This window comes from Staphylococcus sp. GDY8P196P, assembly GCF_017891705.1.
In the GTDB taxonomy this organism is placed as follows: domain Bacteria; phylum Bacillota; class Bacilli; order Staphylococcales; family Staphylococcaceae; genus Staphylococcus; species Staphylococcus ureilyticus.
Map to the genome: position 1 here is coordinate 310,750 of NZ_JAESJS010000003.1, position 26,130 is coordinate 336,879.

Annotated in this window: 26 protein-coding genes; 16 read left to right on the forward strand and 10 right to left on the reverse strand. The window is 33.3% G+C overall.

Features of this window, described 5'->3' with window-relative positions; all coding sequences use genetic code 11:
- Positions 1–83 precede the first annotated feature (83 nt).
- The 3 genes from KA814_RS01435 (at position 84) to KA814_RS01445 (ending at position 2,943) form a co-directional block, all read left to right on the forward strand.
- Positions 84–731, forward strand: a complete 648-nt coding sequence (locus KA814_RS01435) for an ABC transporter ATP-binding protein (RefSeq protein WP_064209298.1) — start codon at positions 84–86, stop codon at positions 729–731.
- Entirely contained in the window at positions 731–1,504 is a 774-nt protein-coding gene (locus KA814_RS01440) for an ABC transporter permease (RefSeq protein WP_046206977.1), read from the forward strand. The genes KA814_RS01435 and KA814_RS01440 overlap by 1 nt, the downstream gene beginning before the upstream one ends.
- Positions 1,505–1,761: 257 nt before the next feature.
- Positions 1,762–2,943, forward strand: a complete 1,182-nt coding sequence (locus KA814_RS01445; RefSeq protein ID WP_019470107.1) for an MFS transporter — start codon at positions 1,762–1,764, stop codon at positions 2,941–2,943.
- A gap of 152 nt (positions 2,944–3,095) precedes the next feature.
- On the opposite strand, the gene KA814_RS01450 is transcribed toward KA814_RS01445, so the two are convergent.
- On the reverse strand, positions 3,096–4,466 hold the full coding sequence (locus KA814_RS01450; protein WP_046206812.1) for a CitMHS family transporter: 1,371 nt from the start codon (positions 4,464–4,466) through the stop codon (positions 3,096–3,098).
- Positions 4,467–4,873: 407 nt separating this feature from the next.
- On the opposite strand from KA814_RS01450, the gene KA814_RS01455 reads away from it, so the two are divergent.
- From KA814_RS01455 to KA814_RS01500, 10 genes are all read left to right on the forward strand, one after another.
- Positions 4,874–5,470, forward strand: a complete 597-nt coding sequence (locus KA814_RS01455; protein ID WP_019470109.1) for a YdeI/OmpD-associated family protein — start codon at positions 4,874–4,876, stop codon at positions 5,468–5,470.
- 235 nt (positions 5,471–5,705) lie between these two features.
- Entirely contained in the window at positions 5,706–6,266 is a 561-nt protein-coding gene (locus tag KA814_RS01460; protein WP_064209299.1) for a TetR/AcrR family transcriptional regulator, read from the forward strand.
- A 179-nt stretch (positions 6,267–6,445) separates the two neighbouring features.
- Positions 6,446–7,333, forward strand: coding sequence for a beta-keto acid cleavage family enzyme (locus KA814_RS01465; RefSeq protein ID WP_064209300.1), 888 nt, complete (start codon positions 6,446–6,448; stop codon positions 7,331–7,333).
- Positions 7,333–8,286, forward strand: coding sequence for a 3-hydroxyacyl-CoA dehydrogenase NAD-binding domain-containing protein (locus KA814_RS01470; protein ID WP_019470112.1), 954 nt, complete (start codon positions 7,333–7,335; stop codon positions 8,284–8,286). Before KA814_RS01465 ends, KA814_RS01470 begins: the two co-directional genes overlap by 1 nt.
- A gap of 12 nt (positions 8,287–8,298) precedes the next feature.
- The gene (locus KA814_RS01475) at positions 8,299–8,766 is read left to right on the forward strand and encodes a thioesterase family protein (RefSeq protein ID WP_064209301.1); all 468 of its coding nucleotides are present in this window, start codon (positions 8,299–8,301) and stop codon (positions 8,764–8,766) included.
- A 289-nt stretch (positions 8,767–9,055) separates the two neighbouring features.
- Positions 9,056–10,240, forward strand: coding sequence for a betaine/proline/choline family ABC transporter ATP-binding protein (locus KA814_RS01480; RefSeq protein WP_019470114.1), 1,185 nt, complete (start codon positions 9,056–9,058; stop codon positions 10,238–10,240).
- Positions 10,240–10,875: an ABC transporter permease gene (locus tag KA814_RS01485; protein ID WP_019470115.1), complete on the forward strand. Its 636-nt coding sequence runs from the start codon at positions 10,240–10,242 to the stop codon at positions 10,873–10,875. Before KA814_RS01480 ends, KA814_RS01485 begins: the two co-directional genes overlap by 1 nt.
- Positions 10,876–10,890: 15 nt before the next feature.
- A complete protein-coding gene (locus KA814_RS01490) occupies positions 10,891–11,832 on the forward strand; it encodes an osmoprotectant ABC transporter substrate-binding protein (protein WP_064209302.1) in 942 nt (313 codons plus the stop codon).
- Entirely contained in the window at positions 11,832–12,524 is a 693-nt protein-coding gene (locus KA814_RS01495) for an ABC transporter permease (RefSeq protein WP_064209303.1), read from the forward strand. The genes KA814_RS01490 and KA814_RS01495 overlap by 1 nt, the downstream gene beginning before the upstream one ends.
- A 15-nt stretch (positions 12,525–12,539) precedes the next feature.
- Complete coding sequence (locus KA814_RS01500; RefSeq protein WP_064209304.1) at positions 12,540–13,301, forward strand: alpha/beta hydrolase; 762 nt, start codon at positions 12,540–12,542, stop codon at positions 13,299–13,301.
- A 199-nt stretch (positions 13,302–13,500) separates the two neighbouring features.
- Here the strand turns inward: KA814_RS01500 and KA814_RS01505 are convergent, their stop codons facing one another.
- The 9 genes from KA814_RS01505 to KA814_RS01545 form a co-directional block, all read right to left on the reverse strand.
- Entirely contained in the window at positions 13,501–14,538 is a 1,038-nt protein-coding gene (locus KA814_RS01505) for an acyl-CoA dehydrogenase family protein (RefSeq protein ID WP_064209305.1), read from the reverse strand.
- A gap of 13 nt (positions 14,539–14,551) precedes the next feature.
- A complete protein-coding gene (locus KA814_RS01510) occupies positions 14,552–15,313 on the reverse strand; it encodes an ABC transporter permease (protein WP_046207559.1) in 762 nt (253 codons plus the stop codon).
- 5 nt (positions 15,314–15,318) lie between these two features.
- A complete protein-coding gene (locus KA814_RS01515; RefSeq protein WP_046207560.1) occupies positions 15,319–16,278 on the reverse strand; it encodes an ABC transporter substrate-binding protein in 960 nt (319 codons plus the stop codon).
- A 13-nt stretch (positions 16,279–16,291) separates the two neighbouring features.
- A complete protein-coding gene (locus KA814_RS01520; RefSeq protein WP_064209306.1) occupies positions 16,292–17,032 on the reverse strand; it encodes an ABC transporter ATP-binding protein in 741 nt (246 codons plus the stop codon).
- 250 nt (positions 17,033–17,282) lie between these two features.
- A complete protein-coding gene (locus KA814_RS01525; RefSeq protein ID WP_064209307.1) occupies positions 17,283–17,795 on the reverse strand; it encodes a DUF4242 domain-containing protein in 513 nt (170 codons plus the stop codon).
- A gap of 363 nt (positions 17,796–18,158) precedes the next feature.
- The gene (lrgB, locus tag KA814_RS01530) at positions 18,159–18,860 is read right to left on the reverse strand and encodes an antiholin-like protein LrgB (RefSeq protein ID WP_019468801.1); all 702 of its coding nucleotides are present in this window, start codon (positions 18,858–18,860) and stop codon (positions 18,159–18,161) included.
- The gene (lrgA, locus tag KA814_RS01535) at positions 18,857–19,300 is read right to left on the reverse strand and encodes an antiholin-like murein hydrolase modulator LrgA (protein ID WP_064209308.1); all 444 of its coding nucleotides are present in this window, start codon (positions 19,298–19,300) and stop codon (positions 18,857–18,859) included. Before lrgA ends, lrgB begins: the two co-directional genes overlap by 4 nt.
- Positions 19,301–19,420: 120 nt before the next feature.
- The gene (locus tag KA814_RS01540) at positions 19,421–20,185 is read right to left on the reverse strand and encodes a response regulator transcription factor LytR (RefSeq protein ID WP_064209309.1); all 765 of its coding nucleotides are present in this window, start codon (positions 20,183–20,185) and stop codon (positions 19,421–19,423) included.
- Positions 20,182–21,939: a sensor histidine kinase gene (locus KA814_RS01545; protein ID WP_064209310.1), complete on the reverse strand. Its 1,758-nt coding sequence runs from the start codon at positions 21,937–21,939 to the stop codon at positions 20,182–20,184. Before KA814_RS01545 ends, KA814_RS01540 begins: the two co-directional genes overlap by 4 nt.
- A gap of 346 nt (positions 21,940–22,285) precedes the next feature.
- Here KA814_RS01545 and KA814_RS01550 point away from each other — a divergent pair, with 346 nt between their 5' ends.
- The 3 genes from KA814_RS01550 to KA814_RS01560 all read left to right on the forward strand — a co-directional run bounded on the left by KA814_RS01550 (position 22,286) and on the right by KA814_RS01560 (position 26,041).
- Positions 22,286–23,677: an MFS transporter gene (locus KA814_RS01550; protein WP_064209311.1), complete on the forward strand. Its 1,392-nt coding sequence runs from the start codon at positions 22,286–22,288 to the stop codon at positions 23,675–23,677.
- A gap of 229 nt (positions 23,678–23,906) precedes the next feature.
- Positions 23,907–25,502 (forward strand): M20/M25/M40 family metallo-hydrolase, encoded by a 1,596-nt coding sequence (locus KA814_RS01555; RefSeq protein ID WP_174894783.1) that lies wholly within the window; start codon positions 23,907–23,909, stop codon positions 25,500–25,502.
- Positions 25,503–25,600: 98 nt separating this feature from the next.
- The gene (locus KA814_RS01560; RefSeq protein WP_064209313.1) at positions 25,601–26,041 is read left to right on the forward strand and encodes a DUF805 domain-containing protein; all 441 of its coding nucleotides are present in this window, start codon (positions 25,601–25,603) and stop codon (positions 26,039–26,041) included.
- The last annotated feature ends 89 nt before the right edge of the window (positions 26,042–26,130 follow it).

Here is a 26,130-nt window from a genome sequence, read left to right on the forward strand (position 1 = left end):
AATAAAACGATTGAATGCTACAATGATAGGAAATCAAACAGTCGTAATAGGGTATAAACTATATATGACCTAGGAGGTTCAAAATGTTAGAGCTTAGAAATGTTTCATACCAGGTGGATAACCGAGAAATTATCAAGAACATTAATTTGAAAATCGAAGCAGGAGAAACGATTGCGATTGTTGGGCCTTCAGGAAGTGGTAAAAGTACTTTGTTACGCTTAATGAATAATTTGATAAGTCCTACAGAAGGGGAATTATATTTTAATAATCAAGTATATGAAGATATTAGTCCAGAAAAGTTAAGAATGGAAATTAGTTATTTATTACAAGAAAGCGATTTGTTTGAAAGTACTATTGGTGATAACTTAGCTTTCCCCGCTCAAATTAGAAATGATAAGTTTAATCGTAAAAGAGCTAAAGCACTTTTGAAGTCGGTAGGGTTAGGTCATTATAACTTTGATACAAGCGTAAACCATCTTTCTGGTGGGGAACGGCAACGTGTAACGATTGCGAGACAGCTAATGTATAAACCCAAAGTATTATTATTAGACGAAGCAACAAGTGCTTTAGACGTACATAACAGTGAAAAAATTGAATCTTTAATCTTTAAGCTTGCGGAGGAAGGTACAACAATTTTATGGATTACACATAGTAACGATCAAAGTATGAGACATTTCCAAAAGCGCATTAGAATTGTGGATGGACAAATTGAAAAGGAGGAGGAATTATGATGAGTACCACTGCTTTAGTACTTACTGCGACACTCCTACTTTTTCCAATCATCGTGTCATATAAAGAAAAATTACACATAATTAAAGATTTACTCGTTGCAACTTTAAGAGCAGTTGTTCAATTGGTGATTTTAGGTTATTTACTTCATTTTATATTTGATGTAAACCAAACATGGTTGTTGCTCTTGTTTGTATTGATCATCATTATTAATGCATCGTGGAACACGATCAGTAGAGCTTCACCTGTGATGCATCATGTATTTTGGATTTCTTTTATTGCTATATTTATAGGTGTAGCGCTACCATTAGTCGGTATTGTGATCACTGGCGCAATTGAATTCAAACCTAATGAAGTAATTCCAATTGCAGGCATGCTTGGAAGTAATGGTTTGATTGCTATTAATCTTGCGTATCAAAATTTAGATCGTGAATTCGTTAAAGAAATGAGTCAAATCGAAGCCAAATTGGCATTAGGTGCTAATCCAAAACTATCTTCCAAAGGAACGATCCGTGAAAGTATCAAAACGGCAATTGTGCCAACGATAGATTCAGTGAAAACGTATGGTATTGTTTCGATTCCTGGTATGATGACAGGGTTGATTATCGGTGGTGTAGATCCATTGGAAGCTGTTAAATTTCAACTTTTAGTAGTATTTATTCATACGACAGCGACAATTATGTCAGCGTTGATTGCAACATACTTGAGTTATCGTCAATTCTTTAATGAACGAGACCAATTAATTGCGCGACATATCCCCAAAGACAATCGCTAAAAGTTTTTGATGTATATTTGTTATAATAAACATGATGACAATTACTAAAATCAAATCTATTTGATGAGAAATTTTAAATTTAGATGAGCAGGAAACGTCAAGAAGTATCAAAATGGTTATTGATATTTCTTGCGTTTCCTGTTTTTTGAAATGAATTTAATAGCATGTATTGCTAAGTATTCATATATATTGACGAATGGTTTATAATGTAGCAGTTATAGAATTTTTGAAATCAGATTAAAGAGAGGAGGATATTTATGTCAGTTATGCGCATATTTACCTTTATATTAAGTATATTTATTGTAGGAATGGTTGAAATGATGGTTGCAGGTATTATGAACTTGATGAGTAGTGATTTACATGTTTCTGAAGCAATCATTGGACAATTAGTTACCTTATATGCCATTACTTTTGCAGTAGCAGGACCTATTTTAGTAAAGCTAACAAATCGTTTTTCACCACGAATGGTTTTATTGTGGGCACTGTTAACATTTGTTGTAGGCAATATCATTATTGCGATTGCGCCTAATTTTTCTATTTTAGTGATTGGACGTATCTTATCATCTGCAGCTGCAGCATTAATTGTGGTTAAAATATTAGCTTTAACTGCGTTATTAACTGCGCCACAACACCGAGGGAAAATGATTGGTATTGTGTATTCCGGCTTTAGTGGGGCAAATGTTTTTGGTGTGCCAATCGGGACAGTCATTGGTGATTTAGTCGGTTGGAGATATACGTTTTTATTTATTGTGATTATTAGTTTATTCGTTGGTATTCTAATGTATATATATGTACCGAAGCTAAGTGATCATCTATCGTCAAACACTGACATGGAGACAGGTTCAAATCGTTCAAACGCTTATTCTAAAGTGTTAAGACCCGTTGAAGTTACAAAATATTTAGGTATCACGTTTTTATTATTAGTAGCCAACTCGGTGACGTTTATTTATATTAATCCGTTAATCCTTTCCGGTGGGCATCAACTATCCTTTGTTTCTATTGCATTATTAATCAATGGTATTGCAGGTGTAATCGGAACATCAATGGGTGGCTTTTTATCAGATAGACTTACGAGCAAACGCTGGTTGGTTATTGCGACAGCAGTATTTATTGTTATGATGCTTATTCTTAATATGTTTTTACCAGGTACAGGTTTATTACTCATGATTATTTTCATTTGGAATATCATGCAATGGAGTACGAATCCAGCTGTGCAAAGTGGCATTATAGAACATGTTGAGGGTGATACGAGCCAAGTGATGAGCTGGAATATGTCTAGTTTAAACGCAGGTATCGGTATCGGCGGTATTGTAGGTGGATTAGTAGTATCGAACTTAAATGTCTACGCAACGACTTATTTTTCAGCTGCAATTGCGTTAGTAGCATTTATTTTAGTGATTAGCCTTAAAAATGTCGCTAAATACAATAAAGCATCATGATTTGAGCATGGGCTAATGGTAATATAAGACTGCAAAATTTAATTATATATAAATAAAACAGGGCGTGGAACATTGAAATGTAATTTCAGTTCGACACCCTGTTTTTTTAATTTTTGTGCAAATGTTTTTACTAAAGTCACACAGTTTAGAACTTAAAATGTAACGACTCCGATTAACATAGCGATAATTAACATGACGATGGCAAAACCCCATATCCAAAAGAACGCATACTTTATATATGTTCCCATATTTGCTTCTGCAAGCCCTATTGCTAACCATAATGCAGGTGAAAATGGACTGACAAACGTACCGATAATATTTCCAATTAACATTGCATATGCTGTTGACACAGATGACACACCAAACTGACCGGCTGTCTGTTCAACAATAGGTAAGATTGCGAAATAATAAGCATCCGTACTCGTTAATAAATCTAGTGGTACACCGAAAATACCGACAATAATGTGTAAGTATGGCCCTACGGCATTCGGTATAATGTGGATGAAGCTTACTGCTATTGCCTCAAGCATACCAGTTTCATTAAGTACACCTAAAAACATACCCGCTGCAATAATCACGGCAGCCATCATAAGTGCATTTGGCGCATGAGCCTTAAGCCTACTCATTTGTTCGTCTACATTTGGGAAGTTAATAATCAAAGCAATCGCAACACCAATCATAAATGCAAATTCAGGCGGAGCGATATTAGCTAGCATTACTACGATGATAGCGAGCGTAAGTATCACGTTAATCCAATTAATCCAAGGTTTCGTAACGGCAACACCACGAATTGGAAATTTAATATCTTGATCTTGTTCGTATATTTCAACCAATTTATGTATATCCACATCTTGTGTATTAGTTACTTCTCCCGAATTGATTTTACGTTGTATAATTGATTTTTCTCGAAAACCTAAAAATACAGCGAATAGTAAAACTAAAATAAAACCGATAATTTGAACAGGTATAACACCATACCATAATTCATTGACATTCTTAAAATGAATTACTGAAGCTGTACGAGCCATAGGACCACCCCAAGGCACCATGTTCATAATCGATGCACTCAGTCCGAGTAACAAAAGTAGTAGATACCGATTCATATTTAGTGCTTTATACAACGGCAATAATGCTGGTATTGATAATAAAAATGTTGTGGCACCAGCACCATCGAGTTGCGCGAATATTCCGATAAGTGCAGTTACAATACAAACAACTACAACATTACCTCTAGTAAGCAAAATTAAACGCTTTACCAATGGTTTAAATAAGCCAGCGTCACTCATGATGCCGAAGAAAATAATTGCAAAAATAAACATGATGACGACGTTAATGACTTGATCTAAACCACTATTAAAGAATTTTACTAAATCACCTATATTGTAACCTAATATGAGTGCCCCTACACTCGGTATTAAAATCATGCCTACAACTGGACTAATACGTTTAGCAATTAGTAAACCAACAATGGAAATAATAATAATTAGCCCCATAATTGTTAGCCAAACACTCTCTTGTTGCATAAAATATCCCCTCCAAATATTAAAGCGCTTACAAAAAATTGAACAATGATTGTTCACACTTCTAAAAAGTGATTATTTATAAGTGTAACAGAGAAAAGCGAAGTGTATCAGTAATATATATAAATACTTATATATATTACTTATATTAAATTATAAGTAAAACAAATGTATTTTGAATTGTATTAGTATGACAATATATAGGTTTTGTACCAGAGTAGTGTGAAGAAGATCAATAAAGGATTATCTAAATTGAGCACATTTAAAAATGGTTTGAAGAAATATTTTGAATTATTAAAGATATAAATAAGTATTATATTCTTAGAAAATAAGACGTTAACATGATATAAAAGATAGTATGGATTAAATGTATATATTTATAGTAAAATTAAAATAAAAGGCGGTTTTTTATGAATGAATCAATTAAAAACGATAAAGTAGATGCGTTTATTGAACGCTTAGATCAATGGCAAGATGCTTTTAAAGTATTAAGAAATATAATCAATCAAACAGAATTAACAGAAGATTATAAATGGATGCATCCTTGTTATACTTTGGACAATAAAAATGTTGTCATCATTCAAGATTTTAAACATTATTGTGCATTGTTATTTGAAAAAGGTGCCATTATGAAAGATCCATATCATACTTTAATTCAACAAACGAAAAATGTTCAAGCTGCTCGCCAGTTGAGATTTGAAAGTTTAGACGAAATAGAACAACGTAAAGATGAAATTGCTTGGTATGTAGAAGAAGCCATTAGAGTAGAAAAGTCGGGTGAAAAAGTACCGATGAAAACGACAGAAGAATTCGATATGCCTGAGGAATTGAAAAATAAATTAGAAGCTTCGTCAGAATTAAAAGAAGCATTTAATAATTTAACGCCTGGAAGACAACGTCAATATATGTATTATATAGGTCAAGCTAAACGTGCTTCAACAAGGGAAAATAGAGTTGAAAAGTATATCAATCATATCTTAGAAGGTAAAGGCATGAATGATAAGTAACCAATTAAGCTATAGCATGACTTAAGTCTTCAATGACAAAAAAGTGTTCGTGGTTGTCAAAATTTTTTAATCGTATTTTGGTTGAACCAAACCATCGTATTTATTTAAAAATAGATATCGCGTCGTTTATAAAATCCAGATTAATCTTGCAACTTTGTCATTTATCGTTTATAGTTTGCTCAAATATAAATATAGTAGATGAATCAAGTAATATTTTGTAAGAGAAGGTGTAGATATGGCAAGAGTGTCTAAACGTATTCAACTATTAGAAGCAGCAGCGGCTATCGTAAATGAGCAAGGTAGTGAGTATTTAACACTTGATGCAGTTGCTAAAAAAGCAGGTGTTAGTAAAGGTGGTTTACTGTATCATTTTAAAAATAAATTCGCATTGATACAAGGACTTGTGGATCATGCAGATGAGTTGTATCGAAATAATGTGAATGAACATGTTAAAAATGAGTCACAAGAAGTTGGCAAATTATTGCGTGCATTTATTGAAGCTACTAGAGAACACCGTTCAGAAAATGCATCAATTACTTCTGGTATGCTGGCTGCACAGGGTATTAATAGTAATTTATTATTACCACTACAAGATACCTATAAAGATTGGCAAGAAAAAATTGAAAAAGATGGCATTGATAAAGTCGATGCAACAATCATACGTTTGGCAGTGGACGGCTTATGGTTATCGGAAATATTTGGACTAGACGCACTTGATGAAACAATGAGAGCAAAAGTTTTAGAACGACTAACATCTTATACAGAAAAGAAGCAAATCGAATTAAAAGATGCATGAAAAAGTTGAAATTATAAAAAAATAATAAATTTTTCGATTCGTTGAAAGTATTGATGCTATAGGGATAAGTGATGAGAAACCATCACTTATCCCTTTTTTTAGCTGTAGCAAGGGTTGAAACTAAACCGTCCGGTTGGTACACTATCAACTGTGATCAAAACTCTGTTGGAGGTTTATATATGAAAAAAGTTATGCTAACAGCAGCTTTAACAGGTGCTGGAGATACTGTAGAAAAAAATAAAAGTGTTCCTGTAACACCTCAGGAAATTGCAGATTCAGCAATTAAATGTGCGAAAGCAGGGGCTACTGTTGCACACATTCATGCACGTGACCCAGAAACAGGCGGCATAAGCCATGATGTTGAATTTTTTAAAGAAGCAGTAAGATTAATAAGAGAAGCTGATGAAGATATTATTATTAATATTACTTCAGGTGGTGGCGGAGATTTTATCCCTAACCTAGAAGATCCATATACAGCAGGTGAAGGTTCAGATATGCAAACACCTGAAGAAAGACATGAAGCGATTGGCGCATTATTACCAGAAATGTGCACACTTGATTGTGGTAGTGTGAATATGGGTGACGCTGTTTACTTAAGCCCAGCTGATTGGTTAAGAAAACAAGCACAATTAGTAAAAGATGCAGGTGTAAAACCTGAATTAGAATGCTTTGATAGTGGGCATATTTCATTTGCAAAACAATTAATTAATGAAGGTCTCATTGAAGGTGAACCCATGTTCCAATTCTGTCTAGGTATTCCATGGGGTGCTGAAAACGATGCAGAGACAATTGAATATTTTAAAGCACGTATTCCTGAAAATGCGCATTGGTCAGCTTTTGGTATTGGGAGAATGCAACTACCTACTGTAGAAGAAGCGGCGAAACGTGGTGGAAATGTCCGCGTAGGTTTAGAAGATAACTTGTATTTATCAAAAGGTGTTAAAGCTTCAAATGAACAACTAGTTGAACGTGCAGTTGAAATACTAAAAACATTAGATATAGAGCCAATGACACCGGCTGAAGCGCGTGAGCAATACCAACTTAGAGATCCTAAAGGAGGCAAATAATGAAATTTGCAGTTGTAGGTACGGGCGTTATAGGTAGTGGTTGGATTACGCGTATTTTAGCGCATGGTCACGAAGTAATTGCGACAGATCCCAGTGAAGGTGCTTATGAAAGCATGTTAAAACAAGTGAAACAAAACTGGCCATATGCTGAGCAACAAGGTTTAGCAGAGGGTGCGTCTTTAGAGAATTTATCGTTTACGGTAAGCTTAGAAGAGGCTGTTAAAGATGCAGATCATATTCAAGAAAATGTTCCAGAAATTGAAGAACTAAAAGCACAGGTATTATCTGAAATCGATACCTATGCACGTCAGGATGCCATTATTGGTTCTAGTACTTCTGGCATTATGCCTTCAGAATTACAACAAAATTTAAAACATCCTGAACGTTTGGTTGTTGCACATCCGTTTCACCCAGTATACATTTTGCCATTAGTTGAAATTGTACCTGGTAAAGAAACAACTGAAGCTGTCACAGTAGAAGCAGAAAAAGTGTACGAAAGCATTGGTATGGATGTGCTACATGTCAGACATGAAATTGAAGGACACATCGCAGATAGATTGATGGAGGCACTATGGCGAGAATCATTACACATTGTTAATGAAGGAATAGCAACTACTGAAGAAGTAGATAAAGCATTTACCCATGCAGCAGGTTTACGTTATGCACAGTATGGACCATTTATGACATTCCATCTTGCTGGAGGAGAAGGCGGCATGCGTCATATGTTGAAACAATTTGGTCCAGCACTGAAGAAACCATGGACAAAATTAATTGCGCCTGAACTAACTCAGGATTTATATGATAATGTGGTAAATGGTTGTGAAACGGCTTCACAAGGGCAAACGATGTCAGAATTAGATCAAAAGCGTAATGAATTCCTAGTTAAAGTGAAAGAATTAGCTGAAGCATATTGGCCAGAAGACACTGCATCAATGAAAAAGGGTATTAAATAATTGGAGGTTCATATGACTCAATTTCAATATCAAACCACTGTTAAAGATATTTGGGTCGATCATAATCAGCACATGAATGATGCTGAATATAATCGAGTATTTAGTGATGCCACAGATGCATGGTTGGCATCACTAGGCTTAGATGTGAGTACAATTAAAAAATTGAATTATACAGTGTTCACTTTAGAAAATCATGTAGTGTATTTAAAAGAAATAAGCGTAGCTGAGCTCATTACTGTGAACGTAAGTCTATATGATTATGATGCCAAGCGTTTACACGTTTTTATGACTTTAGTAGATGCTCAAAATAACCGTTGTGCAACATATGAAGTAATGCTTATGGGCATGGACACTACAATAGGCAGACCTGCAGCTTTCCCTGAACAAATAAAAAATGCTATAGATGATTATGCTAAAGTTGGAACAATTCATGAAGCGCCAAAAGAATTAGGTCGACTGATTGGCATAAAACGAAAATAATATTTTTGAAACATTGTTTTGAGCTATTGAATTGATAATTAATTTCAATAGTTTAATTAACAAAACTTAAGGTTATAAATTGTTTATTTTCATTTGTTGAGTTATCTTAATAGATATAGGATGAAAAAAATTAGTCAAAATTGATATTTTTGACCAACACATGAATAAAGTAGGGCTAGTTGTGCTACATGTTTTTACTTATTTTCGGATTTGTATAACATCCACAGTTAGCCCTATATTTATAAATGAAATGTTAAATGAAAATACAAATATAGAAAGGAATTAACACATGTTAAGTATAAAAAACTTATCTAAAGTCTATGGTGGCACAAAAAAAGCTGTAGATAATATATCATTGGAAATCGAATCTGGTGAATTTATAGCGTTTATCGGTACGAGTGGGAGTGGGAAGACTACTGCTTTAAGAATGATAAATAGAATGATAGAGGCTACAGAAGGCGAAATTGCAATCAATGGTAAAAATGTGCGCAAAATGAACGCCGTTGAATTACGTAGAAAAATTGGTTATGTGATTCAGCAAATTGGTCTAATGCCTCATATGACCATTAAAGAAAATATAGTCTTAGTACCTAAATTATTAAAATGGTCTGATGAAAAGAAAGAAAAAAAAGCTAAAGAATTGATAAAATTAGTAGATTTACCAGAAGAATACTTAGATAGATATCCTTCACAATTGTCTGGAGGACAGCAACAACGTATTGGTGTTGTGCGTGCTTTAGCAGCTGAACAAGATGTTATTTTAATGGATGAGCCATTCGGTGCGTTAGATCCAATTACGAGAGATACATTACAGGATTTGGTTAAAGAACTGCAACAAAAATTAGGTAAAACATTTATTTTTGTCACACATGATATGGATGAAGCGATTAAATTGGCAGATAAAATTTGTATTATGTCTGAAGGAAAAGTCGTTCAATATGATACACCAGATAATATTTTACGACATCCTGCAAACGATTTCGTACGTGACTTTATTGGTCAAAATAGATTGATTCAAGATAGACCTAATATGAGAACCGTCAAAGATGCAATGATCCGACCAGTAACTGTACATGCAGATAGTTCATTAAATGAAGCGGTTAAGGTTATGAGAGATCGACGTGTCGATACATTATTTGTCGTAGGTAATAATGATAGATTACTTGGATATTTAGATATAGAAGATATTAACCAAGGTTTACGAGCTCATAAAGAACTCATTGACACAATGCAACGTGATATATACAGAGTAAGAGTAGATAGTAAATTACAAGATACGGTGCGTACGATATTAAAACGAAATGTAAGAAATGTACCAGTTGTAGATAGTGATGAAGAGACATTGATTGGACTAGTTACAAGAGCAAACTTAGTTGACATCGTTTACGATAGTATTTGGGGCGAGTTAGACGAAGATGTTAGTGCACAAAAAAATGCTATTGTTGAGCCCGATAATGTAGGAGCTGATAAGTAATGAAAGATTTTGTAGAGCAGTATGGTGGTCAACTGATATCAAAAACCGTTGAACATTTCTATATCTCAATCATCGCTTTGTTAATTGCTATCGTCATCGCTGTACCATTGGGTATTTTATTATCAAAAATGAAAAGAACATCTAATATTGTGCTAACTATTGCTGGTGTGTTACAAACGATACCAACATTAGCAGTGTTAGCAGTCATGATTCCAATCTTTGGTGTGGGTAAATTACCTGCAATTGTAGCTTTATTTATTTATGTATTATTGCCAATCTTAAATAATACTGTATTAGGTGTGCAAAACATAGATGATAACATTAAAGAAGCAGGCACAAGTATGGGTATGACACGTTTTCAATTAATGAAAGATGTGGAATTACCGTTAGCCTTACCGCTTATACTAGGAGGTATTCGTTTATCTTCTGTTTACGTAATTAGTTGGGCAACTTTAGCCAGTTATGTAGGCGCAGGTGGTTTAGGTGATTTTGTATTTAATGGATTAAACTTGTATGACCCATTAATGATTGTAAGTGCAGCAGTGTTAGTCACTGCTTTAGCATTGATCGTAGATTTCCTACTGTCACTAGTAGAAAGATGGGCTGTACCTAAGGGATTAAAAGTATCCAGATAATTTAAGGAGGACATTATGAAGAAATTGAAACAATATTGTATTGTGCTTGTGTTGTGTCTGACGGTCTTATCTGGATGTAGTTTACCAGGATTAGGTAGCAACAGTTCAGAACAAGATATTAAAATCACAGCACTTGCAACAAGTGAATCACAAATTATGTCTCATATGTTGAGACTGTTAATAGAACACGATACAAATGGTGAAATTAAACCCACTTTAATTAATAATTTAGGATCAAGTACCATTCAACACAATGCGTTAGTAAATGGTGACGCGAATATGTCAGGTGCTAGATATAATGGTACTGATTTAACTGGTGCCTTAAATGAAGATCCAATTAAAGATCCTAAAAAAGCTATGAAAGCAACTCAAGATGGTTTCCAAAAAAAATTCGACCAAACCTTCTTTAACTCTTACGGTTTTGCTAACACATACGCATTTATGGTCACTAAGGAAACAGCAGAAAAATATAATTTAGAAACTGTATCTGATTTGAAAAAACATCCTGAACTTAAACTCGGTGTAGATAGTTCTTGGTTAAACCGTGAAGGTGACGGTTATCCTGGATTTACAAAAGAATATGGTTTTAAATTTGATACTATCAGACCAATGCAAATTGGTTTAGTATATGATGCATTAAACTCTAATAATTTAGATGTAGCTGTAGGTTATTCAACGGATGGACGTATTGCAGCATATGACTTAAAAGTTTTAAAGGATGATAAACAATTTTTCCCACCATATGATGCAAGTGCGGTTGCTACGAATGAATTGTTAGATAAACATCCAGAGTTAAAACCAATCATCAATAAACTAGACAAAAAAGTTTCGACATCTGAAATGCAAAAACTTAATTATCAAGCAGATGGTGAAGGACAAGAACCAGCAGTCGTTGCTGAGAACTTCTTAAAAAAACATAATTATTTTGAAAATGATAAGAAAGGTGGTCAAAACTAATGGAAGGTAATTTATTACAACAATTAGTAGAATATTATTCAGTCAACTATGGCTACCTTTGGGATTTATTTTTAAAACATTTATTAATGTCTGTTTACGGTGTACTCTTTGCATCTATTGTTGGTATTCCAATTGGTATCATAATTGCAAGATATAGTAAGTTTTCTGGTGTTATTATTACTATCGCGAATATTATTCAAACCGTTCCGGTTATTGCAATGTTAGCGATACTCATGCTTGTCATGGGATTAGGTACTACTACAGTCGTGGTAACGGTATTTTTATATGCGCTATTACCGATTATAAAAAATACTTATACAGGTATAATGGGTGTTGATGTGAATATTAAAGATGCTGGTAAAGGAATGGGTATGACGCGAAATCAAGTATTAAGAATGATTGAGTTACCTTTATCACTCTCAGTCATATTAGGTGGATTAAGAATTGCACTGGTTGTTGCAATTGGTGTTGTAGCAGTTGGTTCATTTATTGGTGCACCTACATTAGGTGACATCGTTATCCGAGGAACAAACGCTACAGATGGTACAACGTTTATCTTAGCTGGTGCGATACCAATCGCATTAATCGCTATTATTATAGATGTCGGTTTAAGATTATTGGAGAAACGTTTAGATCCTGCACATAAAGCAGAAAAAAGAGGTAAAACTAAGCCGCAAAGTATTAATGAATAGAAGGTCGTGAAATCATTGGCACTATTATCGATTAATTACAATTCAAAGACAATAGGTATGCATCATCATTTTATGGTAATTCTTCCAGAGGATGAAAGTTATTTCAAAAAAGGTACACAGCCTAAATCACTAAAAACACTATTATTACTGCATGGTTTGTCTAGTGATGAAACTTCGTATATGCGTTACACAAGTATAGAGCGCTATGCGAATGAGCATCAACTTGCAGTTATTATGCCTAATGCAGATCACAGTGGTTATAGTAATATGGTTTTTGGTCATAAGTATTATGATTATGTGCTAGAAGTACTTGATTATGCACATCAAATTTTACCTTTGTCACAAAAGAGAGAAGATAATTTTATCGCTGGTCATTCCATGGGAGGTTACGGAACAATCAAGTTTGCATTAGCTGAGGGACATCGATTTGCAAAGGCTTGTCCCTTATCGGCAGTATATGATGCTCAGACGTTCATGGATTATGATTGGTACGATTATTCTGGAGAAGCAATTGCAGGTGTTTCAAAAAATGCTACAGGTAATGACTTGGACCCATATTATTTAGTTGACCAGGCAATTCAACAAGGTAAAGAGATACCAGATTTATTAATTATGTGTGGTACAGAAGATGCTCTACATGAAGATAATAAAAAATTTATTAAATATCTAGATGAAAAGCAAATTTCATATTGTTTTGAGGATGGGCCAGGTGAGCATGATTATGCTTATTGGGACTATGCTATCAAACGTGCTATAGACTGGTTAGTAAAAGGGTAATATATGGTGAATCATATCACTAAGTAACGTTTAAAGTCGAGACGACGAAATCAATTTAAATACAAAATGGCTAATCCACTTGATGATGATAGGGATTAGCCATTTATTTTTATATTAGACGATCATTTTATATCATTGTCGAATTTTTCATGTCGTCATCGTGTGTCTATGATTTTCATTTTTCATCTATACTCGTTTACTAAACTGTAGTGCGGTATTCTTCTTCTAATTTTCCTAAATGTCTCAACGTAGGTGTAAGCGCAGCGAAAAAGAAACCTTCTTTCAATTTACGAGCTTGTGGCGCACGTGGAGAATATGCTCTAGAACCACCGTTTACCATCGAAGCTTGATTTACTTCTAATAATAGGTAACCAGCTTCTTTTTTAATTTTGATCAGTTCAGCAAAATTATCGTCTAAATCATCGTTTTCAATAATATGATAAAACGCGTTTTTAATCTGTTTATATTGGTTTTCATACGCATTGATATCGAATTCTAAATATTTATTGATGCCATTTTGTGCGTCAGAAAATTTATGAATTAAATCTAACGAAGCTCTGATTGAACCGAGCGCTATAGGAATTTGTAAAGCTACAAATTGTGGTCGAATGGCAGAAGCAAAACTTTTTGCTTCTTTTGTTATAATTTGTGATTCAGGGATTTCTACGTTTTTCATTTCAATAGCAAATGTAGCCGACCCATTGACACCTAAGAAATTTGATTTTTCATCTAAAGTTATACCTTTTTGATTCGCTTTTACAATAAACATCACTAACTCATCTGTATCATTTGCTTTAGAAATTGCTCCAAAATAATGATCAGACGCAATATTACTTATTGCAGGTAATTTGCCATTAATAATTAATGTGTTGTCATTATAATGATGTGTTAAATTGAATGATTCTAAATCGTTAAAAGATTTCATAGGGTTAGATAAACCTGTTGCTCCTAAAATTTCTCCATTTAACAACTGTTGCTGTAAAGTTTTATTTAAATGTGGTTGATTTGCGTGTTGTAAATAAGTTGAAAATGCTAATTGACACCATAGACAAAAACCTGTAGTTAAGCAGGATTTTGAGACTTCTTCAATGACTTCTAGATTATTTTTTAAGTCATTTTCAGAAAAATAGCCATCTCTAAATAAGCCTTGAATGAATGGTCGTGGGTAATAACTCCCTTCATCAATTTCAATAACATAGGGATCTAATTCTGTTTCAATACGTTTTTGTAAAGTCATATAAATTACTCCTTTATTCTCCAAATCTGATTAAAATTAATTTTTCTAAATAACTAATTATTCTATCTATCAAAAATCCAAAGAGTCCAATAAAGAAGATCGCTGATAATACATCTTCTAAATTTAACATATTACGCGCATCTACGATTAAAAATCCTAGTCCAGATTGGGCTCCAATCATTTCACCTGAAACTAAGAAAATCCAACTTGTTCCCACTGCCATGTGAATACCAGCCATAATATGTTTAAATGAAGCGGGGAATAAGATGTTACGATATAACGTCCAACCACTTAAATTCATATTTGACGCAATTTTTAAGTATTGTGGCTCAACATTCCTAACGCCTTTAATCGTACTAAATACAATCGGGAAAAAAGCAGCGATAAAGATGATAGCCATTGCTGGTAAACTACCAATACCAAACCATAAAACAACAAATGGCGACCAAGCTATAGGTGAAATAGGTCGTATAAGTTGAAATAACGGCTCTATTGCAGTGTGCAATAAGGTGCTTCGACCTAAAATAAAACCTGTTGGGACACCAATTAAAATTGCGATACTAAATCCAATAAAAAATCGAAATAAACTGATGCCCAGATGGGTAAATATTTCCCCGGTAATAATAAAATGCCAAATGCTCTGTGCTACTAGGATAGGACCTGGGAGTAATATCGGTTTATAATCTCCAATCCAAATGACACATTGCCAAATAAATAAGAAAAGTATGAATGTTAGTATAGGTAAAGTTTGCTTTTTAATTAAATTACCTGACATGCTGCTTATGCCTCCTTATACAATGTTGGATCAACGAATGATTTATAAGATGGTGTTTCGAAAAGTTGATGTTGGTTAATCAACTGTGTAATTTTTTGATAACCATCTTCATTAATTGATAAATTGCCATATGATGTCCATTCTGCGGATTGTTCCAACACTTTTCGATCTTGTTTAAAGTGCTTAGACATAATATCAACACTTTGTGATTTATCATTCATTCGATATCCAGCTTTTTTATAATCAGATATAAAACTTTGAGCAACATGTTTTTGATCTTTTATTAAGTCAGTTCTAAGTACTAAAGCACAACAGTATGCATCGGGAATCACTTCATTACCATGTTTTAAAGTTTTTCCTTTGCCTAACTTTTCTCCTAATGCGCCAAATGGTTCGGCCACAGAATATCCAGAAATTCTATGTTCATTTAGGGCAGCTGGCATTTCTGCTGGAGCCATTTCATGATAACTGAATGTTTGAGCATTCAAATTTAATTGTTTTCTCATTTCTTCCAATAATAAGTAGTGCGTTGAATAACGATGAGGGATGGCAAATCGATATTGATGCTCATTATTAAAATTGTTTACCGTTTCACCTTTTTGTCCCATAATGACGTTACCTTCGTGGTGTCCTAGCGCAACTGCTTTAATATCAGCACCCTTTTGTTTAGATTTCATAGCTAATTCTATTAAGGTTGATGCGCCATCAATTCTCCCACTATTTAATGCATCCATAAGATCTGGCCAATTATTAAACTTAATTAATTTTAATTTATAACCATTATGTTTAGCTTGTGCTTTTACTTTTTGAGTCATCATTAAGTTAGCAGAATGTGTAATTGGCAAATAACCAATTTTTAAAGTCTTTTGCGGTTGATTATGTTGATTATTCTTCTGTATAGATTGATTATTACATGCACTTAGTATAAGGATCATAATTATTGGAAAGATGATTATTTTTTTCAATAGTTACAACTCCTTATATGTAATATTCAGGTTCTGCTTGATGGTGGTTTAATGCGAATTTTTCCATAATATTATTTCTTAAAGTTAATAAATAACTATCATTTCTATTTCTCGGATGTGGTTGTTCAATTGAATATTGGCTTATAATATTACAGCCATCGCCGAGTAAGATAATGTAATCAGAAAGATAAATGGCTTCATCAATGTCATGCGTAACTAATATAATCGTAGCTGTAGATTGTTTTTGGAGTTGTACAAGTTGATCTTGTAATTTATAACGTGTAAAAGCATCCAGTGCGCCTAATGGTTCATCCATCAATATGACTTTGGGTTGATGGACTTGTGCACGGCAAAGTGCTACGCGTTGTTTCATTCCTCCAGATAATTGCTCTGGAAACGTCTTTCCTTTATGATCTAAATCAACATATTTTAAATAATTATTGATTTCATCATCACTCATTTCGCGATTTAATCCTAAACGAATGTTGTCATTAATGTTTTTCCACGGCAGTAAATTATGATGCTGAAAAATCATTAAACAATCAGGTGATGGATTTTGTTTTAATTGATCTTCAATTTTAACAGTACCTGACGAAGGTGTTAAAAATCCGCCTATAATGTTTAACATGGTAGACTTTCCACAACCACTTTTACCTAGAAAAGTAACTATTTTACCTTTTTCAATATTTAAATTAAAATCATCGATAACACGATGGTCTCCAAATTGATGTTGGATGTGATTAATGCGAATCATGGCAACACCTCTATTATTCCTATCTAATTAATATGTTTTTTGATGAAAAAAAAAGCGGCAGAAATCTAAAATGTATCATTTGATTTCATATTGCCGCTCCTTGAATAGTGTTTAGGTTATTTATAAGTTTACCCCAATTTTTAGCTTAAATAAGATTGTTAGCTAGCAATGGTGTGACGAGTGATACATACTTATAAATAACTTTTGCTAACTAAACCTGTGGAATTATAAATATAAAGAGAAAGTTTAGTTATAATTTTTCAATATCATCAATAGGTGTATCTACAGCTTTTCTTGCACGACGAACGGCGTCTTCATCAGGTGCATCATATAAGCAGATACATTTTGACATATCTTCACATACATAAGTACGTTGGAATTGAACTTCAGGGACTTCTTCATAGTGGACAGAATTTTTCTTTTTACGCGCTAAATATTGATCCATTGTGATACCTTCTGGGATGTTCCACGTAACAAGATAATCAACGTGTGCATCACCTTTTTTAACTTCTTCTAAGTCTTTACCTACTAAACGCACTTCTTTAACTAAATTAATGTTGATAGATGCATCTTCAAGAAATTGTTTAGCTTCTGTATCACTGTTCGCTTCTACAATAAAATAGCCATGTGTTAAATCTTCTGTTGCTTGTACTTCAATTAGTGTTGGTACATCACCAGTAGTGAGTTTTGCTGCTTTATCTTCTAAGTCTTTTTTAGACTTTGCGAAATCAAGATTATTTGCTTCGAGTAAATATAATGTCATTTAATAGAACCTCCAATGTTTATAATAAATGCATAGTACTATAATTCTTATCAAAATACAAGGATATAAAAGGATGTTATTTTAATTTTCTGATAATTGTTAAAAATTATATTCTATGTAAAGTAAAATCTTTCGGGAAACATCTAACGTTAATTTTTAAAAAATTTCAAAACGTATATAAAATGATATAAACATTTATATTTAATTAAACTGTATTAAATATAAGAAAAAACGGGGGGAGAAAATTTTAGGTTTCATAAAACTAAAGAAAACGTCAACTTCTATATTTATCATAGAAATTGACGCTTAAGCTTGAGCAAGCATTGTTTATGTTCTAACTTTTTATCGTTGTGATTTTAGATATTATAGTAAGACTGTTGCTAAAATTGGTGCAACAACGACTACGATTACACCTACGATTACTAGTGAAATAGAGGCCATTGAAGCTTCTGTCTCACCAAATTCTTGTGCAGATGACACTCCTAATGAATGGCCACTTGTACCAAGTGCGAGCCCACGAGCAATAGGGTTTGTAATGTTAAATAATTTAATGAGTTTGGAACCTAAAGCATAAATAATGACACCATTTAAGATTACTGCCAATGATGTTAGTTCTTTAATACCACCAATATCGGCTGATACTGGTAAAGCAATGGCAGTGGTAGCACCTTGTGGTAACATAGATGCAATGATTTCATTTGAAAATTGGAAAGCACTTGCAATGAAATAGATAAATACCAAAGCAGCTGTCGTTCCGAAAGCAATACCACCAAGGATCTGTTTCCAATATTTCTTAAGCACGTCACGTCTTTTATATAACGGAATCGCAAAACAGATAGTTGCAGGTTCTAAAAAGAAATTGATGATGTCGCCACCGATTTTATAATTTGCATAATCTATACCTGTTAACTTTAGAAATGCTATACCGAAGACCATGCTGACAAATAATGGTGTAAATAAAAAGAAGCCATTCGTCTTCTTGAATAATATCGTTGCTACGATAAAAGGTATAATAGATAATAAAATTCCAAAATATGGTGTGTTAATGCCTAAATGTTCAATCATAATTTTTCCTCCGCTAACTGTTTAGGATTTCTTTTCTTAGGTATAAATGATTTTGTAATTAACATTTGTGAGAAAAATCCTGTGCATAGTAATAATAAGATTGTAGAAATGATAATTAGCAATATAATCAAGATCGGACTTTGGCTTAATACGCCTAAAGAATTAATAACTGAAATACCTGCAGGTACAAATAAGAAACCGATATTATTTGTTAGCGTCGTACCCACTTTTTCAACTTCCCCAAGTTTAACAATCCCTGTACATAAAGCGATAAATAATAAGACTAGACCTATCACTGATGCTGGCATTGGAATAGGCATGAAACTTTCGATAATATTTGATAAAAGCATGATGATTGCCAACACTAGTACTTGATGAAAAAAGTTATACGTTTTTGAATGACTAGGCTGCTTCTCAGCTTGTTTTTTGTTTGTTTCCATAATGTATTTCCTCCCGAATTAATCTTGAGTTAATTATAATATGAAAACGGTTGCTACTAGTCGTTTTAAAGGTGAATTACGAAACGTATATACTGAGTTGCATTAATTACGATGTGACATTCAAAGTAAGCCCATATTCTGCTTGAATGTTTTCATATATGAGCGACTGACTTGGAATTTTAATGCATTTGTCATCGTAAGTTGATAGGTATAGTTAAACCAATGTTCTATTGTTTGTATGTGTACTTTATTAACAAGTGTGGCACGGTGAATTCTCATAAACAAAGGATCCCCAATTTTTTTTTCGTAATGGTTAAGTGGTTCAGTTGTATGATAATTTTCTTGTAAGGTGTTGATCGTAGTAATACCGTTATTAACAGAAATAGCAATAATATCTTCTAAATTAATGATATGAATACGCTCATCTACTTCAATAGGTAAAACCATTTGTGAGGTTGGCGTATTTTCTTTGTGTGCATCATTTTGATGCTGGCTGACATCATTTGCTTGTTTATAAGTATCGTGATCGAGCGCTGTTTCAACTTTATGGATGGCCTGTGCAATACGTTTTTGTTCGAATGGTTTTAAAATATAATCCGTCGCATCTAGCTCAAAAGCTTTAACGGCGAAAGTATCATGTGCCGTAGCAAAAATAATATGTGGTGGGTTTTGCATTTTGTTAATTTTATTTGCTAAATCGAGTCCACTCTCTTCCATTAAATTAATATCTAAAAAAATTACATCATAACGATCATAAAGTAAGAGTTCTAATGTTTCTGAAACATTTTCTGCTTCATTAATTACATCAAACGTACGAATTTCATTTAATAAGTAATGAAGTTCGTTACGCGCTAAAGGTTCATCATCTACAATAATTGCTTTCAATGTTTTTCGTCCTCTCTTATGAAAAATGGAATAGTATAACTTACGTTGGTACCTTCTTTGCCGGAATGAATATGCATTTTAGCTGTAATGCCAAATAAGCCCTCTAATCTGTGATTTAAATTCTCTAAGGCGCTACCTGTGCCTAAATCAGAATAAACACGTGTTTTACCTATATTATTAATTTTATCATCAGGGATTCCTGAACCATTATCTTCAACTGATATATATAATCCATCTGCTGTTTTATAAGCGGTTACGATAATACGATTGTTATATTTACGGTTTTTAAAGGCATGTTTGATGGCATTTTCTATAAGTATTTGTATTGCAAATGGTGGTACAAGTGCACCATAACATGAATCTTCAATATTGAATGAAACATCAAAACGATCTGGATAACGTGCTTGTTCCAGTGATAAATAAGCCTCAACTTGTTGCAATTCCTTTTCAAGTGAAATCGTATTGTTACGTGCACCTTGTAAATTTGAGCGGAAAAATTGGCTGAGCTGTAACAGTAACTTTCTTGCTTTTTCACTATCAATTCTGACTAAGGCAGAAATTGTGTTAATGGCATTGAAAAAGAAGTGCGGATTTACTTGTGCTTGTAGTGATTTGATTTCGGCATCTCTAACTAAAGCGCTTTGTGTTTCAGCTTGTCCTAATTCAAGTTGACTAGAAAATATCTCTGCAAGACCAGATGCTAACTGTTTGTCGGAATGAGAAACATCGTGCCTATTAGTAAAATATAGTTTTAAAGTACCAATAACATCATTCTTGACTCTTAATGGAACGACAATGGCTGCTTCAAGCGGGCATTCAGGATGATTGCAACCAATATCTTCCCTTGAATATGCTTCTTTTAAAGTACCTGCTTGTATTGCCTGTTTTGAAAGATTGGTAATGATTTGTTTTTGGGCAACATGATGATCACTTGCTGCACCTACATGCGTTAATATATCTTTACGATTAGTGATAGCGACTGCCGAAACACGCATAAGATCTAAAATAATGGTAGCTGCTTGTTTGGCAGAATGCTCATTTAATCCTGAACGGAAAAATGGTAATGTTTCATTTGCTAGTTGTAAAACATCGTGTGTTTGAATAGCACGTGTTTCTTCTTCTTGTTTGATTGTCGATAATATAATTGATAAAAAAATTGCTGTACCGATTGAGTTGATTGAAATCATAGGTAAAGCAATTAATTTAACTAGTGACCAAGCATGCTCCGTATTATCAGAAAAGATTAAGATACAAATCATTTGAATAACTTCTGTAGTACCTCCAATGATAGTACCTTTAACTATGGTAGGATACTGACGTGCACGCATTGCTCTATAACCAAAATAACCGGATACTAGCGCAATAAATATAGATGAAATCAGATAAATATAAGCATCAGCACCACCAATATAAACACGATAAATGCCTGAAATTATTGCGACAAAAATAGCGACGAATGGTCCTCCAATTAACCCTGAAACGCCTATGGTAAGTACGCGCGTATTTGCGAGAGAAGCCTCAGGATCTAAGTGATTATAGACACTGCCATTAACGACTTCATTGTCATTGATTTGTATACCTGTGAAGTTTGAAATCATAGAGAAACACCCGAAAATGATGATGAGCTGCCATTGTGAACTTCGTTTATCTCTTTGATTCATCATTGTTTTAAAGTGATTAATATTCATTAATATATAAGCGATAATAATAATAAGACCTACACGTTCTAGTAATAAAATAAATAAATTTAACATCTCATACACCTTTATAGATAATTTGTCTATCTAGTATAATACATATTTTTGATTATGTATTAATTATTCTTATAGAAAAGAATAGAATTTTTAAACGCTATCAATATATTTTGTGGAATAATTAAAAAGTTACTTAATACACTTTGTGTGCTCTTTTTTTAGCAATAAATTGAAGTAAATGTTATTTTTATCTTATTGACTTTTTTAAAAAATTTTTGAATTTTAAAAAGTCATGTTTACCATGTAATCATTATTATAAGACAAGAGAAAATGTTTTGGAGCTGGACAAGTTAAATCATTAATAATGATTATGGTTGTTTTACGGGGATTTAGGAGGCAAAATAATATGGAATCAGAACAACCATTTGAAGGAGATAACAGACTTCTTTTAGGTATTTTTTTAAGCGTAATAACATTTTGGTTGTTTGCTCAATCGCTCGTTAATATCGTTCCAGCATTAGAAGCATCTTTCACAACTAGTTATGGAACGATAAACGTAGCCGTAAGTTTAACCGCATTATTATGTGGTTTGTTTGTTGTAGGTACAGGAGGACTTGCAGATCGATATGGTAGGGTCAAAATGACTTATATCGGTTTGACTTTAAGCGTTCTTGGATCATTACTTATTATCATTCCAGGATTTGTCCCTTTGTTAGTACTTGGGAGAGCAATACAAGGGCTGTCTGCAGCATGTATCATGCCTTCGACATTAGCAATTATAAATGAATACTATATTGGAAGAAGGCGACAACGTGCGTTAAGTTACTGGTCTATCGGTTCATGGGGTGGTACTGGAATTTGTTCGTTTTTTGGTGGCATCATGGCTACCTTTGTAGGATGGCGATCTATATTTATTATTTCGATAATAGTAGCTTTAGTGTCTATGTATTTAATCAAACACACGCCAGAAACGAAAGCCATTCAAACTGAGGCATCAAAGCGTGCCAAATTTGATTTTGTAGGGCTAATTATATTAATAGTTGCAATGCTGAGTGTCAATTTAATCATTACACAATCTTCAAATTATGGTTTCTTTTCACCGCTTATTTTGATGTTAATTGTGATATTCATCATTTCAATTATTGTATTTATATTATTTGAAAACAAAGTTAAAAACCCATTGATAGATTTTAAACTTTTTAAACATAAAGCATACAGTGGTGCTACAGTGTCAAACTTTTTACTAAATGCTGTAGCAGGGACGCTTATTGTTGCGAATACTTATTTTCAATCGGGATTACATTTCACCTCATTCCAATCTGGTATGATGACTATTACTTACTTAGTAGCTGTTTTAATCATGATTAGAGTCGGAGAAAAAATCCTACAGAAAATCGGTCCTAAAAAACCAATGCTTATAGGTGCAGGGCTTAATGCGATAGGGATTCTATTAATCTCGTTAACCTTTTTACCTACACCTGTTTATGTCATCAGTTGTGTGTTAGGTTACTTAATTTATGGTGTGGGCTTAGGTATGTATGCCACACCTTCAACAGATACAGCTGTTACTACTGCGCCAGAAGATAAGGTAGGTGTCGCGTCTGGTGTATATAAAATGGCATCTTCACTTGGTAACTCATTTGGTGTAGCTATTTCAGGGACAATATTTACGATTATGTCAGCTCGTGACAATATTCATGTTGGTGCCATGTATGGACTGTGGTTTAATGCTGCATTAGCAATCATTGCATTTGTATTTGTATGGTTATTAGTTCCGAAAAAGCAATTTAATAATTAGTTATGGTAATAAGATTTTTGAAGTAAATAACAAAATGAAATGCATCCTCTATGCTAGATTAAGCATCAAGCATAGAAGGGTGCATTTTTTAGAGTAGTATATATGAAAAAATTAGGATATAGACAAACCTCATATGCGTAAATTAGTTTGAAATGTACAGTAAAATTATTGGTTATCATTGGGAAATCATATTATAATTTAGTAAACGCTTACAAGTAGGTCTGGATTGATGCAAACTTTATGGCAAAATGAACAAGATCGTTTAACTTTACTAAAACAACTTGTAAATCACCAATCAATTACGAATACACAAGGAGAGAAAACATTCCCTAATCTGGTAAACCAATTGTTATTTCAACTTAAATATTTTAAGACCAATCCCAATCAAATTCAAAAAATACTAACGGATGATGATAAAGAAGCATTAATTGCTTTTTATCAGGGTTCCCAATCCGGTAAAACTATTGTACTTGTTAGTCATTATGATACGGTCGATGTGTCGGAATTTGGTTTAGCTCATGATTTAGCTTGTAATCCTGATAAATTAAAGCAGTATTTTTTAGAAAACCAAAATTATTTAGATAAAGGGGCTGTAGAAGACTTACTTAGTGAAGATTACTTATTTGGTCGTGGGATTATGGATATGAAAGCAGGTCTCATGTTGCATATGTCTTTAATTGAATTAGCATCCATTGAACAATGGGATATTAATTTGATTTTAGTTACGGTTCCAGACGAGGAAGTAAATTCTTCTGGTATGAGAAAAGCGGTAGAAAAATTAGCAGAATTAAAAGCTAACTACGATTTAGATATACAATTACATTTGAATAGTGAACCTACTTTTCAGCAAGCTACTTCAGATGAAAAACATTATATATATTCAGGATCAATTGGTAAAATCATGCCAGCAGTACTGTGCTATGGAAAGGAAACACATGTCGGTCAGCCTCTTGAAGGTTTGAGTGCTAACTTTATGATGAGTTATATTACACAAGCGGTAGAATATAACACACAGCTAAAAGAACATTTTGAAAATGAATCCACACCTGTACCTGTAACATTAATGATGAAAGATATTAAAGATACATATGATGTGCAAACGCCATACAAAACCATAGGATTATTTAACTTCTTTCTATTTAACAAAACACCTAAAGATGTTTTTAGAGAATTCATAAATACGGTTATCACTGCTGTTGAGCGTTGTGAATCGGATTGGCTATCTGTATTAGAAACAGAAGATTACCAATTCGATAAAAAAATTAATGTTCTGACATATGAGCAACTTAGGCAATATGCTGTTAAACAGTACGGTGAAGAAGCAATCACTAATCTTATAGATCAAACACTTCAAGAAACGTCAGAGTTACATTTACAGAATATTCATGTTGCAGATAAGCTGATGCAAATATGTAAGAATATAGCGCCAGCTGTAGTGACCTTTTTTGCTTCACCTTATTATCCAGCTGTTAATGCTTCATCCGACAAGCACGTATCCTCAACTATAGAATTAGTGAAACATACACTAAATGAACAATTTCAGCGTAGTAGTGAACAAGTATATTATTTTAATGGCATCAGTGATACGAGTTATTTAAAGTTTGATGGAGATATGGAACAGATGGTTATATATGAGCAAAATACGCCAAATTTCAATCGTACATACACTATTCCTTTTGAATCAATAAAAGCCATCAGTGCACCTACATTGTTGATAGGACCCATCGGCAAAGATGCTCATAAATTAAGTGAGCGTCTGCATAAGCAGAGCGCATTAATAGAATTACCTGTCGTGCTAGAAAAAGTAGTTAAGTCATATATTTAAACTAGATATGTAGCTAGTACTTGTTAGAAGGTGTGCGATTACGCTATTATGAATAATAAATGTTTAAATAACTTTAATTGAAAAATGGAGTGTCAAATATGATAGAGGCGTATAAAGATTTTTGGAAAAAATATATAGATTTTCAAAGTAAATCCAATAGATTAGAGTTCTGGACACCAGTGCTGATTCATATTGTTAGTATATTTATTGTAGCTATTATTGGTGTTATTGCTTTTATTTCAGGTGCTTTTATTGTTGCTACAATCCTGTCAATATTGGTTGGGATTTTTGTTTTGGCAATGATTATACCAATGTTTGCTATTACATTGCGACGATTTTATGATGCAGGAAGAAGAAGAACTTCTGCCATCATTCTTATAGCTGTGTCTATTATTATGAACATTTCATTTGATTTGATTCAAATCAATAGCATAGCCATCTTACTTAATGTGATTGCATGGATATGTACGATTTTATTAATCATTGAAACATTGCTACCTTCTCGTAATGAATCGGATGCCACTTTAAAATGGTTATAGCATTTTAAATGCGAATGAAGATATGAGATAGCAAGTGTTTAGATGTATGAATTATGGCGAACTTTAATGTCGTAGTAGAGGAATAAGTA

What these genes read in the sequence shown, in the direction of transcription:
- KA814_RS01445 (WP_019470107.1), top strand. Translation starts at nt 1,762, where the DNA reads ATGTCAGTTATGCGCATATTTACCTTTATATTAAGTATATTTATTGTA.
- KA814_RS01505 (WP_064209305.1), bottom strand. Translation starts at nt 14,538, where the DNA reads ATGACTTTACAAAAACGTATTGAAACAGAATTAGATCCCTATGTTATT.
- KA814_RS01490 (WP_064209302.1), top strand. Translation starts at nt 10,891, where the DNA reads ATGAAGAAATTGAAACAATATTGTATTGTGCTTGTGTTGTGTCTGACG.
- KA814_RS01485 (WP_019470115.1), top strand. Translation starts at nt 10,240, where the DNA reads ATGAAAGATTTTGTAGAGCAGTATGGTGGTCAACTGATATCAAAAACC.
- KA814_RS01455 (WP_019470109.1), top strand. Translation starts at nt 4,874, where the DNA reads ATGAATGAATCAATTAAAAACGATAAAGTAGATGCGTTTATTGAACGC.
- KA814_RS01555 (WP_174894783.1), top strand. Translation starts at nt 23,907, where the DNA reads ATGCAAACTTTATGGCAAAATGAACAAGATCGTTTAACTTTACTAAAA.
- KA814_RS01510 (WP_046207559.1), bottom strand. Translation starts at nt 15,313, where the DNA reads ATGTCAGGTAATTTAATTAAAAAGCAAACTTTACCTATACTAACATTC.
- KA814_RS01525 (WP_064209307.1), bottom strand. Translation starts at nt 17,795, where the DNA reads ATGACATTATATTTACTCGAAGCAAATAATCTTGATTTCGCAAAGTCT.
- KA814_RS01470 (WP_019470112.1), top strand. Translation starts at nt 7,333, where the DNA reads ATGAAATTTGCAGTTGTAGGTACGGGCGTTATAGGTAGTGGTTGGATT.
- KA814_RS01495 (WP_064209303.1), top strand. Translation starts at nt 11,832, where the DNA reads ATGGAAGGTAATTTATTACAACAATTAGTAGAATATTATTCAGTCAAC.
- KA814_RS01550 (WP_064209311.1), top strand. Translation starts at nt 22,286, where the DNA reads ATGGAATCAGAACAACCATTTGAAGGAGATAACAGACTTCTTTTAGGT.
- KA814_RS01480 (WP_019470114.1), top strand. Translation starts at nt 9,056, where the DNA reads ATGTTAAGTATAAAAAACTTATCTAAAGTCTATGGTGGCACAAAAAAA.
- KA814_RS01475 (WP_064209301.1), top strand. Translation starts at nt 8,299, where the DNA reads ATGACTCAATTTCAATATCAAACCACTGTTAAAGATATTTGGGTCGAT.
- lrgB (WP_019468801.1), bottom strand. Translation starts at nt 18,860, where the DNA reads ATGATTGAACATTTAGGCATTAACACACCATATTTTGGAATTTTATTA.
- KA814_RS01560 (WP_064209313.1), top strand. Translation starts at nt 25,601, where the DNA reads ATGATAGAGGCGTATAAAGATTTTTGGAAAAAATATATAGATTTTCAA.
- KA814_RS01450 (WP_046206812.1), bottom strand. Translation starts at nt 4,466, where the DNA reads ATGCAACAAGAGAGTGTTTGGCTAACAATTATGGGGCTAATTATTATT.
- KA814_RS01460 (WP_064209299.1), top strand. Translation starts at nt 5,706, where the DNA reads ATGGCAAGAGTGTCTAAACGTATTCAACTATTAGAAGCAGCAGCGGCT.
- KA814_RS01545 (WP_064209310.1), bottom strand. Translation starts at nt 21,939, where the DNA reads ATGTTAAATTTATTTATTTTATTACTAGAACGTGTAGGTCTTATTATT.
- KA814_RS01440 (WP_046206977.1), top strand. Translation starts at nt 731, where the DNA reads ATGAGTACCACTGCTTTAGTACTTACTGCGACACTCCTACTTTTTCCA.
- KA814_RS01465 (WP_064209300.1), top strand. Translation starts at nt 6,446, where the DNA reads ATGAAAAAAGTTATGCTAACAGCAGCTTTAACAGGTGCTGGAGATACT.
- lrgA (WP_064209308.1), bottom strand. Translation starts at nt 19,300, where the DNA reads ATGGAAACAAACAAAAAACAAGCTGAGAAGCAGCCTAGTCATTCAAAA.
- KA814_RS01520 (WP_064209306.1), bottom strand. Translation starts at nt 17,032, where the DNA reads ATGATTCGCATTAATCACATCCAACATCAATTTGGAGACCATCGTGTT.
- KA814_RS01435 (WP_064209298.1), top strand. Translation starts at nt 84, where the DNA reads ATGTTAGAGCTTAGAAATGTTTCATACCAGGTGGATAACCGAGAAATT.